Origin of the sequence: Streptomyces sp. NBC_01224 (assembly GCF_036002945.1) — a bacterium.
GTDB lineage: Bacteria > Actinomycetota > Actinomycetes > Streptomycetales > Streptomycetaceae > Streptomyces.
The window spans coordinates 1809035-1822107 of sequence record NZ_CP108529.1 but is presented as its reverse complement, the minus strand read 5'-3'; the positions used below and the strand labels follow the sequence as shown (position 1 = coordinate 1822107).

The 13073-nt window shown below is 69.3% G+C and carries 13 protein-coding genes; 8 read left to right on the top strand and 5 right to left on the bottom strand.

What is annotated here, in order from left to right:
* Positions 1-59: 59 nt before the first annotated feature.
* Both OG609_RS07565 and OG609_RS07560 read right to left on the bottom strand, forming a co-directional pair.
* Positions 60-614: a GNAT family N-acetyltransferase gene (locus tag OG609_RS07565; RefSeq protein WP_327272081.1), complete on the bottom strand. Its 555-nt coding sequence runs from the start codon at positions 612-614 to the stop codon at positions 60-62.
* A 73-nt stretch (positions 615-687) separates the two neighbouring features.
* The gene (locus tag OG609_RS07560; protein WP_327277968.1) at positions 688-1416 is read right to left on the bottom strand and encodes a hypothetical protein; all 729 of its coding nucleotides are present in this window, start codon (positions 1414-1416) and stop codon (positions 688-690) included.
* A gap of 341 nt (positions 1417-1757) precedes the next feature.
* Here OG609_RS07560 and gcl point away from each other — a divergent pair, with 341 nt between their 5' ends.
* The gene (gene gcl / locus OG609_RS07555) at positions 1758-3533 is read left to right on the top strand and encodes a glyoxylate carboligase (protein WP_327272080.1); all 1776 of its coding nucleotides are present in this window, start codon (positions 1758-1760) and stop codon (positions 3531-3533) included.
* A 376-nt stretch (positions 3534-3909) separates the two neighbouring features.
* Here gcl and OG609_RS07550 read toward each other — a convergent pair whose 3' ends face one another.
* From OG609_RS07550 to OG609_RS07540, 3 genes are all read right to left on the bottom strand, one after another.
* Complete coding sequence (locus OG609_RS07550) at positions 3910-5367, bottom strand: catalase (protein WP_327272079.1); 1458 nt, start codon at positions 5365-5367, stop codon at positions 3910-3912.
* A 229-nt stretch (positions 5368-5596) separates the two neighbouring features.
* Positions 5597-6496, bottom strand: a complete 900-nt coding sequence (locus tag OG609_RS07545) for a 2-hydroxy-3-oxopropionate reductase (RefSeq protein ID WP_327272078.1) — start codon at positions 6494-6496, stop codon at positions 5597-5599.
* A gap of 47 nt (positions 6497-6543) precedes the next feature.
* Positions 6544-7383, bottom strand: a complete 840-nt coding sequence (locus OG609_RS07540; protein ID WP_327272077.1) for a TIM barrel protein — start codon at positions 7381-7383, stop codon at positions 6544-6546.
* A gap of 224 nt (positions 7384-7607) precedes the next feature.
* Here OG609_RS07540 and OG609_RS07535 point away from each other — a divergent pair, with 224 nt between their 5' ends.
* The 7 genes from OG609_RS07535 (at position 7608) to OG609_RS07505 (ending at position 13051) form a co-directional block, all read left to right on the top strand.
* Positions 7608-8804, top strand: a complete 1197-nt coding sequence (locus tag OG609_RS07535; RefSeq protein WP_327272076.1) for a lactonase family protein — start codon at positions 7608-7610, stop codon at positions 8802-8804.
* 98 nt (positions 8805-8902) lie between these two features.
* The gene (locus OG609_RS07530) at positions 8903-9154 is read left to right on the top strand and encodes a hypothetical protein (protein ID WP_327272075.1); all 252 of its coding nucleotides are present in this window, start codon (positions 8903-8905) and stop codon (positions 9152-9154) included.
* Positions 9151-9528, top strand: a complete 378-nt coding sequence (locus OG609_RS07525) for a helix-turn-helix domain-containing protein (RefSeq protein ID WP_093895924.1) — start codon at positions 9151-9153, stop codon at positions 9526-9528. The genes OG609_RS07530 and OG609_RS07525 overlap by 4 nt, the downstream gene beginning before the upstream one ends.
* A 191-nt stretch (positions 9529-9719) precedes the next feature.
* Entirely contained in the window at positions 9720-10232 is a 513-nt protein-coding gene (gene uraD / locus OG609_RS07520) for a 2-oxo-4-hydroxy-4-carboxy-5-ureidoimidazoline decarboxylase (protein ID WP_327272074.1), read from the top strand.
* On the top strand, positions 10232-10621 hold the full coding sequence (uraH, locus tag OG609_RS07515; RefSeq protein ID WP_327272073.1) for a hydroxyisourate hydrolase: 390 nt from the start codon (positions 10232-10234) through the stop codon (positions 10619-10621). The genes uraD and uraH overlap by 1 nt, the downstream gene beginning before the upstream one ends.
* 7 nt (positions 10622-10628) lie before the next feature.
* Positions 10629-11585 carry a factor-independent urate hydroxylase gene (gene pucL / locus OG609_RS07510; RefSeq protein WP_327272072.1) on the top strand — a complete coding sequence of 319 codons (957 nt, stop codon included), beginning with the start codon at positions 10629-10631 and terminating at the stop codon, positions 11583-11585.
* A gap of 68 nt (positions 11586-11653) precedes the next feature.
* Positions 11654-13051 carry a nucleobase:cation symporter-2 family protein gene (locus OG609_RS07505; RefSeq protein WP_327272071.1) on the top strand — a complete coding sequence of 466 codons (1398 nt, stop codon included), beginning with the start codon at positions 11654-11656 and terminating at the stop codon, positions 13049-13051.
* Positions 13052-13073: the final 22 nt, after the last annotated feature.

Sequence of the window (13073 nt, the reverse complement as noted above, 5' to 3'; positions counted from 1 at the left end):
CCGACACTGACAACCGGCCGAACATTTGTGGCCCTCGGCCCGAACGTGACCGATTGCACTCACTGTTGTCGGTCGGTTCCGCTGAGGTGCGGGTCGTGCCCGGCGTGCGGGATCTCGCGCCGCATGCAGACCCTCGGCCAGCGGTCCAGGCCGTGTTCCGCCTCCTCCGCCCTGATCTTCCTCAGCCCGTCGGTCAGTTCGGCCTCGCCCAGCGTGCGGAAGCCGAGGCGGGCGTAGTACGGCGCGTTCCACGGGACGTGCGAGAAGGTCGTCAGCGTCAGCGCGCCCAGCTGCCGCTCGTGCGCCCACCCGGTGAGGTGGTCGATGAGCGTGCTGCCCAGGCCGCGCCGTGCGGCGGACGGATGGACGGAGACCTGTTCGATGTGGGCCGCGCCGTCGACCAGGTCGGCGATCAAATAGCCGACCGGGCGGTCTTCGGGGTCGGCGGCCACCCAGGCCCGGCCGGCCCGGCGGTAGTCGTCCAGCAGTCCGAGCGGCGGGGGATCGTCATCCGCGATGGCGGACATACCGAGCGCGCGGAACGGTTCGCCGGCGGCGCGCTCGATGTCCTGAAGCAGCGGAAGATCGGAGCGGCGGGCGGTACGGATACGCATACGGCCAGTATGGCGCCCCGGGCGGGGTGCGGACCGACCGGCACGTGGGGGGCGCCCCATGTGCCGGCCGGTCTCAGGCGCCGGTGCTGATCAGCTCGTCCGCCGGGCTGTTGACCGGCTGTGGCGTTCCCGTGCGATCCATGACGAACAGCGGGATGCCGAGGCCGTCCGCGCGCGCTTCGGCGTCCTGCGTGTACCCCGCGAGCGAGAAGAACACGCTCGTGAGCGATGCGCTCAGCGTGTTCAGCCAGAGGCACTCGACGTCGCGCAGGACGGTCGGCCGGGAGACCGCGTCGACCTGGGCGATCAGCCCGGTGGCCCGCAGATCGATCCGCGCGGGGGAGCGTTCCGCCGGCTGTACGACATCCTGGTAGCCCAGCCACTTCAGATACAGGGCGGCGCTCGCGACCGCATCGTGTGCGGTACGGATCGGCAGGGACCGGAACGCCGGCCGGGGCGGCGGCGCCGTACGCGGCAGCGGAATGTGGGACGGCCGGTCGGGCCGGGCCCCGTCGGAGGGTCCGGGGATGCTGTCGGTTTCCGTCACCGGCCGGACCGGTATCCGCAGCACCGTCCCGCACGGGCAGCACAGCTCCGGTTGCGGCCACTGGTCGCGGCGCCCGCAGGTGCGGCAGCGCACCGTCACCCAGTCGTCGTTCCAGGTGCGGTGCGTGATCGGTACGACCGGGGCGCCGCGCAGCACGGGCGGGGCGCTCGGCGCACCGCACGGGCAGGGATAGGCCGGCGTGCTGTACGTGTGGTCGCGGCGGCAGGCCGGGCAGCGTACCGGCACCGACTCCACCATGAACTCCCTCCGGCCCCGGCTGCGTGCCCCGGCGACGGGGCCACCTCGGCGCACCGAAGCGCGCCGGCGCCGACGGACGCGGGCCGACTCCGCTCCGTATGCCCATGGTCCACCAAGAGCGAGGACCTGGGGAGTGACTTGGCGTATTTCGTGGACCGGTGCGCGTATCGGCCGCCCCACGCCCACTCTCTTGACGGTCATCCGGCCGCACTTTAGATTGACTTCCGTATAACAGAATCAAGTTTCCGTAATGCGGAATCAATACGGAATTGGTGCTCTCAGGTGGCGCGACAGAGCCCGACTCCACCAGGTCCGAGCAGGAGCACTCAATGCCTCGAATGACCGCTGCCCGAGTGGCAGTTGAGATCCTCAAGCGCGAAGGCGTCAGCAACGCGTTCGGTGTGCCGGGCGCGGCGATCAACCCCTTCTACGCGGCCCTCAAGGCCTCCGGCGGGGTTCATCACACGCTCGCCCGCCATGTCGAGGGCGCCTCCCACATGGCGGAGGGCTACACCCGGGCGTGCCCGGGCAACATCGGCGTCTGCATCGGTACGTCGGGACCGGCCGGCACCGACATGATCACCGGCCTCTACTCCGCCATTGCCGACTCCATTCCCATCCTCTGCATCACCGGGCAGGCCCCGACCGCCGTGCTCCACAAGGAGGACTTCCAGGCGGTCGACATCGCCTCGATCGCGGCGCCCGTCACCAAGGCCGCGACGACCGTCCTCGAAGCCGCCCAGGTCCCGGGTGTCTTCCAGCAGGCCTTCCACCTGATGCGCACCGGCCGCCCCGGCCCGGTCCTCATCGACCTGCCCATCGATGTCCAGCTCACCGAGATCGAGTTCGACCCGGACCTGTACGAGCCGCTGCCGGTGCACAAGCCCGCCGCGACCCGCAAGCAGATCGAGCGAGCCCTGGAGATGCTGAACGCCTCCGAGCGCCCGCTGCTCGTCGCGGGCGGCGGCGTCATCAATGCCGACGCATCCGAACTCCTGGTGGAATTCGCCGAGTTGACGGGCGTCCCGGTCGTCCCGACCCTGATGGGCTGGGGCGTCATCGCCGACGACCACGCTCTGAACGCAGGCATGGTCGGCCTGCAGACCTCGCACCGCTACGGCAACGCGAACTTCCTGGAGTCCGACTTCGTCCTCGGCATCGGCAACCGCTGGGCCAATCGCCACACCGGCAAGCTGGACGTCTACACCCGGGGCCGCACCTTCGTCCACGTGGACATCGAGCCCACCCAGCTCGGCAAGATCTTCGCCCCCGACCTCGGCATCGTCTCCGACGCCAAGGCCGCGCTGGAACTGTTCGTCGAGGTGGCGCGCGAGCTGAAGGCGGCCGGAAAGCTCAAGGACCGCTCGGAGTGGGCCGCGTCCACCCAGGAACGCCGGGCCGGGCTGCAGCGCCGTACGCACTTCGACAACGTGCCGCTGAAACCGCAGCGGGTGTACGAGGAGATGAACCGGGCCTTCGGCCCCGAGACCCGGTACGTCACCACGATCGGCCTCTCCCAGATCGCCGGTGCTCAGATGCTGCACGTCTACCGGCCACGCCACTGGATCAACTGCGGACAGGCGGGCCCGCTCGGCTGGACCATCCCGGCCGCGCTGGGCGTCGCCACGGCCGACCCGGACGGCTCCGTCGTCGCGCTCTCCGGCGACTACGACTTCCAGTTCATGCTGGAGGAGTTGGCCGTCGGTGCGCAGCACCGCATCCCGTACGTCCATGTCCTGGTGAACAACTCCTACCTGGGGCTGATCCGCCAGGCGCAGCGCAACTTCGACATCGACTTCCAGGTCAACCTGGAGTTCGAGAACCTCAACTCGCCGGAGATCGGCGTCTACGGCGTCGATCACGTCAAGGTCGTCGAGGGCCTGGGCTGCAAGGCGATCCGCGTCACCGAGCCGGAACAGCTGCTGCCGGCCTTCGAGGAGGCGAAGAAGCTGGCTGCGGAGTTCCGGGTCCCGGTGGTGGTCGAGGCGATCCTGGAGCGCGTGACGAACATCGCGATGAGCGGTACGGACATCGCGTCCGTCAACGAGTTCGAGGACATCGCGACGGACCCGTCCCACGCACCGACCGCGATCCGCCCGCTCATGACGTCCTGACGACCTGCCGGCCCGCCCGTGGCCCCCGCTCCCGACAGTCGGGGGCGGGGGCCATGGGCGTTCTCCGGCCCGGCCGGAATGTGAGGGGGGAACCCCTGTGGCGGGGGCCGGCACCGCGGGCGCAGCCGGAAACGCCGAGAAGGGCGCGGAGCACGGGACCGTATCCGTACTCCGCGCCCTGGCACGGGTGAAGCAGAACAGGGGTCGCGGCGGCGGCGATCGGGCCCGAAGCCCCATCTCCTTCAGGTCAGGAGACGGGAGACCCCGGGCCCCCACCACCGCACTGGCGTCGCACAACCGCCGCGACCTCGTCCTGCCCGCGCCGTGTGACACCCCTCATCCGGGTACACGGCGCGAGCAGGATTCAGTGGGAGGCTCAGTCCTCGCGCAGGGCGCGGACGGCCTCCTCCGCGCGCTTGCCGTAGTCGGCATCGGCGGCGTGGAAGTGGGCGAGGTTCTTCTCGATCACGTCGTCGCGGGTCACCTGGGACAGCCCCCCGGCGATGTTGGCGACCAGCCGGCCCTTCTCGTCCTCGGACATCAGCCGGTACAGCTCGCCCGCCTGGAAGAAGTCGTCGTCCTTGGTGTGGGCGGGCGCTTCGTGGGTGCCGGTCCAGCCGTGGATCGCGAGCGGGGCGGAGAGTGCCGCGCCGGTCTGGGCGGGGCCCGCGTACGAGTTGGGCTCGTAGTTCTTGTCGTGGCGCGCACCGTTGCGCGTGGCGTGCAGTCCGTCGCGGCCGTAGTTGTCGACGACGGCGGTGCGCGGCGCGTTCACCGGGAGCTGTGTGTGGTTGACGCCCAGCCGGTAGCGGTGCGCGTCCGCGTAGGCGAAAAGCCGGCCCTGGAGCATCTTGTCCGGGGACGGACCGATGCCGGGCACGAAGTTGTTCGGGGAGAACGCGGCCTGCTCGACCTCGGCGAACACATTGTCCGGGTTGCGGTCGAGGACCAGCCGGCCCACCCGCTGCAGCGGGTAGTCGCTGTGCGGCCACACCTTGGTCAGGTCGAACGGGTTGAAGCGGTAGTCCGCGGCCTCGGCGGCCGGCATGACCTGCACGTACAGCGTCCAGGACGGGTTCACCCCGCGCTCGATGGCCTGCAGCAGGTCCGTCTGGTGCGAGTTGCCGTCCTTGCCCGCGAGTTCGGCGGCCTGCTCGCTGGAGAGGGAGCGCACACCCTGGTTGGTCTTGAAGTGGTACTTGACGAAGAAGGCCTCGCCCGCGGCGTTCGTCCACTGGTACGTGTGCGAGCCGTAGCCGTTCATGTGGCGGTACGAGGCGGGGATGCCGCGGTCACCCATCAGCCAGGTGACCTGGTGCGTCGCTTCGGGTGCGTGGGCCCAGAAGTCCCATACGTTGTCCGGCTCCTGACGGCCCGTGAACGGGTCGCGCTTCTGCGAGTGGATGAAGTCGGGGAACTTGATCGGGTCCTTGATGAAGAACACCGGGGTGTTGTTGCCGACCAGGTCGTAATTTCCCTCGTTTGTATAGAACTTGAGGGCGAAGCCGCGCGGGTCGCGCACGGCGTCCGCGCCGCCCAGCGAGTCGGCCACGGTGGAGAAGCGGATGAACGTCTCGGTGCGCTTGCCGACCGCGGAGAGGAAGTCGGCGCGGGTGAAGGCGGTGACGTCGTCGGTCACTTCGAAGTAGCCGTACGCGCCGGAGCCGCGGGCGTGGACCACGCGCTCCGGTATGCGCTCCCGGTTGAAGCGGGCCAGCTTCTCCAGCAGGTGCTGGTCCTGGAGGAGGATCGGGCCACCGACGCCGGCGGTGGCGGAGTTCTGGTTGTCGGCGATCGGGGCGCCTGACTCGGTCGTAAGCACACGCTGCGTCATGGTGTCGGGGCGACCTTCCGTACGGGAGCTGCTGAGCTACTGAACTGCGACGGCTTGAGGCTCCAGGAGCGTAAATACGCCCCGAACCAGACGTCAACAGTTTGTTGAAGTTTGGAGTCTGTGTTCCGGACGGCGCCGACGCCTGGGCGCGACAGGACAGGTGTCAGCGCCGACGCCATCCGGAAGTCTCTGGGTGGCCGATCGGGGTGGCCGATCCGGGCCGGACCGGTCAGGCCCGGACGGGCTGCCCCGACAGGCGCTCGACCGAGCGCAGCAGTGCCGAGTGGTCCAGGCCGCCGTCGCCCTGTGCGCGCAGCGAGGCGACGAGTTGCGCGACCACGGAGCCGACGGGCAGTGCGGCACCGACATTGCGGGCGGCGTCGGTGACGATGCCCATGTCCTTGTGGTGCAGGTCGATCCGGAAGCCCGGCGCGAAGTCCCGCTTCAGGAAGTTGTCCTTCTTGCGGGTCAGCACGGTCGAGCCGGCCAGCCCGCCGTTCAGCACGTCGAGCGCGGCGCAGAGGTCGACCCCGGACTTCTCCAGGAAGACGACCGCTTCGGCGCACGCCTGGATGTTGACCGCGACGATCAGCTGGTTGGCGGCCTTCACCGTCTGGCCGGAGCCGTGCGGACCGCACAGAACAATGGTCCTGCCGAGCGCCCGGAGGATCGGCTGCGCCGCGTCGAAGTCGGGCTGCTCGCCGCCGACCATGATCGACAGCACGGCCTCGATCGCACCGGCCTCGCCGCCGGACACCGGGGCGTCCAGCACCCGGATGTCTTTGTCCTTCGCGTTCTTCGCGAGGTCCACGGAGGTCTGCGGGGTGATCGAAGACATGTCGATCAGCAGCGCGCCGCGCTTCACGTTCTCCAGGATGCCGTCGGGGCCGTACGCGATGGCCTCGACCTGCGGGGAGGCGGGCACCATCGTGATGACGACATCGGCGTCCCGGACCGCCTCGGCGATCGAGCTCGCGCCCGTGCCGCCGGCCGCGACCAGCCGGTCGATCTTCTCCTGCTCCAGGGTGTGACCGGTGACGTCGTACCCGGCCTTGATCAGGTTCTCGGACATGGGGGAGCCCATGATGCCGAGCCCGATCCATGCAACCTTGGGGAGGTTGTTGCTCATGAGGGTGCCTTCCGATAAGCGTGTGTACGAGGGGGAGTTCGCCGCCCTCAGCGGGCGGCCCGCGCGGTGGCCGGGAGCCACTCGAAGGCCTCGGCGCTCGGCCGGTCGCCCGGCTTGTACTCCAGGCCGACCCAGCCGTCGTAACCGGCCTTCGTCAGCTCGTCGAGGAGCTGCTCCAGCGGGAGCGAGCCGGTGCCTGGCGCGCCGCGCCCCGGGTTGTCGGCGATCTGGACGTGGCCGGTCTTGTCGGCGTACGCCGTGATGACCTGGCCGAGGTCCTCGCCGTTCATCGAGAGGTGGTACAGGTCCAGCAGGAACTTCGCGTTCCCGAGCCCCGTCGCCGCGTTGACCTTGTCGACGATCTCGATCCCGGCCGGTGCGCTCGCCAGGGGGTAGCGCGGCGATTCCGGCTTGTTGAGGGTCTCGATCAGCAGGACCGCCCCGATCCGGTCGGCCGTCCGGGCGGCGACGACCAGGTTCTCCAGGGCGAGTTCGTCCTGCACGGCCGGGTCCACACCGTCGACGCGGTTGCCGTAGAGCGCGTTGAGCGCCTTGCAGCCGACCGAGGCGGCGAAGCCGGCCGCCACCTCGATATTGGCGCGGAAGCGGTCCGACTCCGAGCCGGGCACGGAGAGCGCGCCGCGGTCGGGGCCGGGCAGCTGTCCGGCGTAGAAGTTCAGCCCCACCAACTGGGTGCCTGCGTCCTCGAGCGCCTTCTTGAGGGCGTCGAGCTCGGCCTGAGGCGGAGTGGGGGTCTCGATCCATGGCCACCACAGCTCGACCGCGGTGAAGCCGGCCGCGGCGGCGGCCGCGGGGCGCTCCAGGAGCGGGAGTTCCGTGAAGAGGATCGAAAGGTTCACATCGAAGCGCTGGTCCGGGTAGCCCATGAGGGTTTCGGCGCTCCTTCCGTATTGCGGAAGTTAGTTTCTACACAACGGAAGATTGCCCGGAGCTGGGAGAGCTGTCAAGGGGGTGCCCGGAATTCGGCCGGGTGCCTTCGTGCGGGTTGTGCAAGGTGCAACCGGAATTGCGCCGCTTGCTGAAGGGGTGCGGGGCGGGTCAGGGTGGCTGGTGCATCCGATGCAGCCGACCCCCACACGAGGTGCCTCGCATGAACCACGCCACCAGCCGGCGCACCGTCCTCGGAGCCCTGTTCGCCGGTGCCGCCCTGACCGTGGCCCCCGCGCTGCCCGGCTCTCCCCGGCCCGCGCCGGACCCCGCACCCATGGCCGGTTCGCGCCCGCGCACCCCCCGGCAGCTGCTGCTCGGTACGTACACCTCGGCCGAGGGCGGCGGTAAGGGAATCGGCACGGCCTCGTACGACACCACAACTGGGGCGATCTCCGCCGGCCCCGCGATCACCGGCGTCGACAACCCCTCGTACCTGGCCATGCACCCCTCGGGCGCCACCGTGTACGCAGTCGACGAGCAGGACCGGGGCGGGGTGACGGCCGTCGCCCTGTCACCGGACGGCGGCCACCGGGTGCTGGGAACCCGCAGCACGGGCGGGGCGGGGCCCACCCATCTCTCCGTCCACCCCACGGGAAGGTGGCTGCTCACCGCGAACTACACCTCCGGCAGCGTCGTGGTGCACCCCATCCGGGGCGACGGCTCGCTGGGGGAGCGCACGGACCTGGTCGCCCACACCGCGCCGCCCCCCGGCCCCGGCCAGGACGGGCCGCACGCCCACCAGATCGTCACCACCCCGGACGGCGGCCACATCCTTGCCGTGGATCTGGGCAACGACTCCGTGTACACGTACCGGCTCGACGAGAACCGCGGCACGCTCGACCAGGTCTCCCGCGCGGCCCTGCGCCCAGGGGCCGGACCGCGGCACATCACATTTCACCCGGGTGGCCGCTTTGCCTACCTGGCCTGCGAGGTCGACAACACCGCGGTCGTCTGCGGCTACGACCCGGCCACCGGCACCCTGTCCCTGGGCGCCCCGCAGCCCACCGGGACCGATGCCGGCACCAGCTATCCCGCGCAGTTCCTGGTCACCGGCGACGGCCGGTTCGCCTACCTCGCCAACCGGGGCCACAACAGCCTGACGCGATACGCCGTCGAGGACGACGGCGCCGTACTGCGGCTGCTCGACACGGTGCCCGTCGGCGGCGACTTCCCCCGGCAGATCGCCTTCTCGCCGGACGGGAAGCTGCTCTTCGCAGCGAACCAGAGGTCCAGCACGGTGACGGTGTTCCGGGTCGATGCCCGCAGTGGCTGCCTGACCCGCACCGGTGACACCTGCCCCGCCCCGGTAGCCGTCTGCGTGCTCCCGTACCGGAGTACGAGCCCGGCCGGCGATTGAGGGTGAAACCGTCACCGGACGGCCCCCGCACCCGTCGGTTAGGGTCGGGCCCGAGCCGCGGGTTCACGAAGACGTGGCGAACGCATGAGGGAGGCACAGTGCGCTTGAGAGTGGAGTTCACCACCGAGCCCTTCGATCTCGACGAGGCGCCCGCCCACGCGGTCGTGGCCCGCGAGGTCATCCAGACAGCCGACCTGGACGCAGTGGACGTCGGCCCCTTCGGCAACACGGCGGAGGGCGGCGCGGACCAGGTGCTCACCGCGGTGGACTCCTTGCTGCGCAGCGCTCTGGCATCGGGTGCCACCCGGGTGTCGCTCCAGGTCAACGTCATCGGGGAGGACTCGAAGTGACCGAACCGGCGGACCACCCCCTCGTCACCGCGGTCAAGCCGCTCGTCGACGCCATGGGCGCCGAACTGCTCGGGCCCGAGCAGGCGCAGGCCGACGACGTCGTGCTGGCCTGGGAGGGCGAGGACGTCATAGCCGTCCGGCTGCCCCAGCTCTCGGAATCGCTCGACCACATCCTGGCCGCCATGGAGCGACGGCACGGCATGCCGCTCGCCGAGCTCGACCGCAAGGCCAAGCAGTCGGTGGTGCGAACCCTGGAGGCGCGCGGTGCCTTCTCCGTACGGCACGGCGTGGAGACGGTGGCGGGTGCGCTGGGGGTCAGCCGCTTCACCGTCTACAACTACCTCAACAGGGAAAATGCCGCCAAAGGCGAGTAGTTGAAGCCGTAGGTGAGCGAAGGCAGGGGAAGGCCACGGAAGGCCGTCGTCCGGAGCATCGGGCGACGGCCTTTTACATTCGCGTAATTTCAACAAAGTGTTGACGTGGTGTTGTGGAGGGCGTTAGCTATCCGCAGCCCGACCGACGCGACGCGAAGAGACGCACAGCGAAAACAGCCACGGAGGCTCCCGTGACTTCGAGCTCCACACCGGGCCTCGCCCGGTTCAACACCCTGGCGGACGACGAGGCCGCCGCCGCGTTGCACGAGGTGTGTGCCAGTGCGGCATGGGGGAGAGCGATCCTCTCCCGACGCCCGTACGCCACCGCACAAGCCCTCCTCCTCGCCGGTGACGCCGCCACGGCCGCGCTGACCCCGGAGGATCTGGCCGATGCGATGGCCGGTCACCCGCCGATCGGCCGCCCGAAGCCCGGAGACCCGACCTCCTCCCGTGAACAGCGGGGGATGGCGGACGCCACCGAGGAACTCAAGGCCGAGATGCTCGAACTGAACCTGGCCTACCAGGAGCGGTTCGGACATGTCTTCCTGATCTGCGCCACCGGAGCCACCGGTGAGCAGATGCGCGACGCGGTGAAGTCCCGGATCGGGAACTCTCCCGAGCAGGAGCGCGACATCGTGCGCACCGAACTCGGGAAGATCAACCGAATCCGGCTGACCCGTCTCGTGGAAGAGGACAAGGACTGATGAGCACCGAAACCACCGCATCGGTGTCCACGCACATCCTGGACACCAGCGTCGGACGCCCCGCCGAGGGTGTCGCCGTCTCGCTCGCGGCCCGCTCGGGCCCGGCAGCCGCCTGGGTGGCGCTCGGCGGCTCCGCGACCGACGCGGACGGGCGGTGCAAGGACCTGCCGGCACTGCCGGAAGGCACAACTCACGTACGACTCGACTTCGAGGTCGAGACGTACTTCTCCAAGAAGCAAGCCGAGGCGCAGCAGGACGCCCCCCGCGTAAGGGACAGCGGTGCGTTCTTCCCGGAGGTGGCGATCACTTTCGCCGTCAGGCCGGGCGAGCACTATCACGTACCGCTGCTGCTCAACCCGTTCGGCTACTCCGTTTACCGAGGGAGCTAGCACCGACATGACCGCCGATTCCCACCGCCCCCGCCCTGTGATTCTCGGCCAGAACCAGTACGGCAAAGCAGAGAACCGCGTCGTCAGGATCACGCGGGACGGCGACACCCATCACATCAAGGACCTGAACGTCTCGGTGGCCCTCTCCGGAGACATGGAGGATGTCCACTACTCCGGCTCCAACGCCCACGTCCTGCCGACCGACACCACCAAGAACACGGTGTACGCGTTCGCCAAGGAACACGGCATCGAGTCGGCCGAACAGTTCGGCATTCACCTCGCCCGCCACTTCGTGACGTCGCAGGAGCCGATCAGGACGGCCAGGATCCGGATCGAGGAGTACGCCTGGGAGCGCATCGCCACCTCGGACGCCAACTCACAGTTCATCGGCGCCGACGAGGTCAAGCACTCCTTCGTACGCAAGGGCCAGGAGACGCGCACCACCCAGATCACGTTCGACGGAGAGAAGTGGCAGATCATCTCGGGGCTCAAGGACCTCGTGGTGATGAACTCCACCAACTCCGAGTTCTGGGGCTATGTCAAGGACAAGTACACGACGCTCAAGGAGGCGTACGACCGCATTCTCGCGACCGAGGTCTCCGCCAAGTGGCGGTACAACTGGACCAGTGACGACGTGCGGATGCCGAACTGGGAGAAGTCCTACGAGCAGACGCGCAAGCACATGCTCCAGGCCTTCGCCGAGACGTACTCGCTCTCTTTGCAGCAGACCCTGTACCAGATGGGCTCGCGCATCATCAACAGCCGCAGCGAGGTCGACGAGATCCGCTTCTCGCTGCCGAACAAGCATCACTTCTTGGTGGACCTGGAGCCGTTCGGCCTCAAGAACGATACCGATGACAGCGCTGTCTACTTCGCGGCGGACCGCCCGTACGGCCTGATCGAGGCCACCGTGCTGCGGGACGGAGTCGAGCCGCAGATTCCGGTCGACATGACCAACCTCTGACGCGGCGCCGATCCGGTCCCCGCCCGCACACAGCCGGGCGGGGTCCGGCCGGACCGGAGGGAACTTCCATGACACAGCCTGTACTTGGGCCGACAGAAGCAGAAGGCCCGTGTCCCACCCCGCCGGAGACCTCGGTCCACCCGGTGGACGAAAAGCTCCGCCCCTCGCGGCTCGTCCCCGCCGCGCTCCAGCACATCGCCGCCATGTACGCGGGCGTCGTCACCCCTCCGCTCATTGTCGGCCAGGCCGTCGGCCTCGATCCGGCGGGCATGACCCGGCTGATCGCGGCGAGTCTCCTGATCGCCGGCTGCGCCACCGTCCTGCAGACCCTGGGCGTCGGCGGCTTCGCCGGGAACCGGCTGCCGTTCGTCAACGCCGCCTCCTCCGCCGGAATCGCCCCGATGCTCGCCATCGCCGAGACCACCGCGCCCGGCCACCAACTCCCAGCGATCTACGGGGCGGTGATCGTGGCCGGAGTCTTCTGCCTGGCCGTCGGACCGTTCTTCGGCCGGCTGCTCCGATTCTTCCCGCCGCTGGTCACCGGCGTCGTCATCACCCTCATCGGCGTCACCCTGATGCCCGTCCCGGTCTCCTGGGCGCAGGGCGGCGACAAGAGCGCCGCTGACTTCGGCGCGATGAAGTACCTCGCGCTGGCCGCCTTCACGCTCGTCGTCATTCTGCTGATCCAGCGGTTCGGACGCGGTTTCCTCAAGCAAGTCGCCCTGCTGATGGGCATGTTGATCGGCACTCTGGCCGCGATCCCGTTCGGACTGGCCGACTTCACCGCGCTGAAGTCCGCACCGGTCGCCGCCCTGCCCACCCCCTTCGCCTTCGGCGCCCCCGAGTTCCGGCCCGCCGCGATCCTCTCGCTCTGCATCGTCATGCTCGTCCTGATGACCGAGTCCTCCGCCGGAATGCTGGCGCTCGGCGAGATCTGCGGCCGGCGCACCGACGGCCGGACCATCACCCGAGGACTGCGTACCGACGGCATCGCCACCCTGCTCGGCCCGGTCTTCGGCGGCTTCCCGACGAGCGCCTTCGCGCAGAACGTCGGCGTGGTGTCACTGACAAAGGTGCGCAGCCGCTATGTCGTCGCGGCCGCAGGCGGTGCGTTGCTGGTCCTGGGCGCCTTCCCGGTGCTCGGCGCGGTCGTCTCCCTCGTGCCGATGCCCGTGCTCGGCGGCGCCGGCATCGTCCTGTTCGGCTCGATCGCGGTGAGTGGCATCCGTACGCTCTCCGAGGCCGGACTCGACGACAGCTCCAACATCATCCTGGTCGCCGTGGCGCTCGGCGCGGGCATCATCCCGCTCGCCGCGCCCGGCTTCTACGCGGGATTCCCGTCCTGGGCCCAGACCGTCCTGGGCTCCGGCATCAGCGCCGGAGCGCTCGTCGCGGTCCTGCTCAATCTGTTCTTCCACCATCTCGGCACCCACGGCCGCCCGGCTGTGGCACTCAAATCCTCCTAGGGTCCTGCCGTGCCCACATCGC

Excerpts from the sequence above, each read along its gene's own strand:
- pucL (WP_327272072.1), top strand. The coding sequence starts at position 10,629 with ATGACCGCCGATTCCCACCGCCCCCGCCCTGTGATTCTCGGCCAGAAC.
- OG609_RS07545 (WP_327272078.1), bottom strand. The coding sequence starts at position 6,496 with ATGAGCAACAACCTCCCCAAGGTTGCATGGATCGGGCTCGGCATCATG.
- gcl (WP_327272080.1), top strand. The coding sequence starts at position 1,758 with ATGACCGCTGCCCGAGTGGCAGTTGAGATCCTCAAGCGCGAAGGCGTC.
- OG609_RS07550 (WP_327272079.1), bottom strand. The coding sequence starts at position 5,367 with ATGACGCAGCGTGTGCTTACGACCGAGTCAGGCGCCCCGATCGCCGAC.
- OG609_RS07565 (WP_327272081.1), bottom strand. The coding sequence starts at position 614 with ATGCGTATCCGTACCGCCCGCCGCTCCGATCTTCCGCTGCTTCAGGAC.
- uraH (WP_327272073.1), top strand. The coding sequence starts at position 10,232 with ATGAGCACCGAAACCACCGCATCGGTGTCCACGCACATCCTGGACACC.
- OG609_RS07505 (WP_327272071.1), top strand. The coding sequence starts at position 11,654 with ATGACACAGCCTGTACTTGGGCCGACAGAAGCAGAAGGCCCGTGTCCC.
- OG609_RS07540 (WP_327272077.1), bottom strand. The coding sequence starts at position 7,383 with ATGGGCTACCCGGACCAGCGCTTCGATGTGAACCTTTCGATCCTCTTC.
- OG609_RS07535 (WP_327272076.1), top strand. The coding sequence starts at position 7,608 with ATGAACCACGCCACCAGCCGGCGCACCGTCCTCGGAGCCCTGTTCGCC.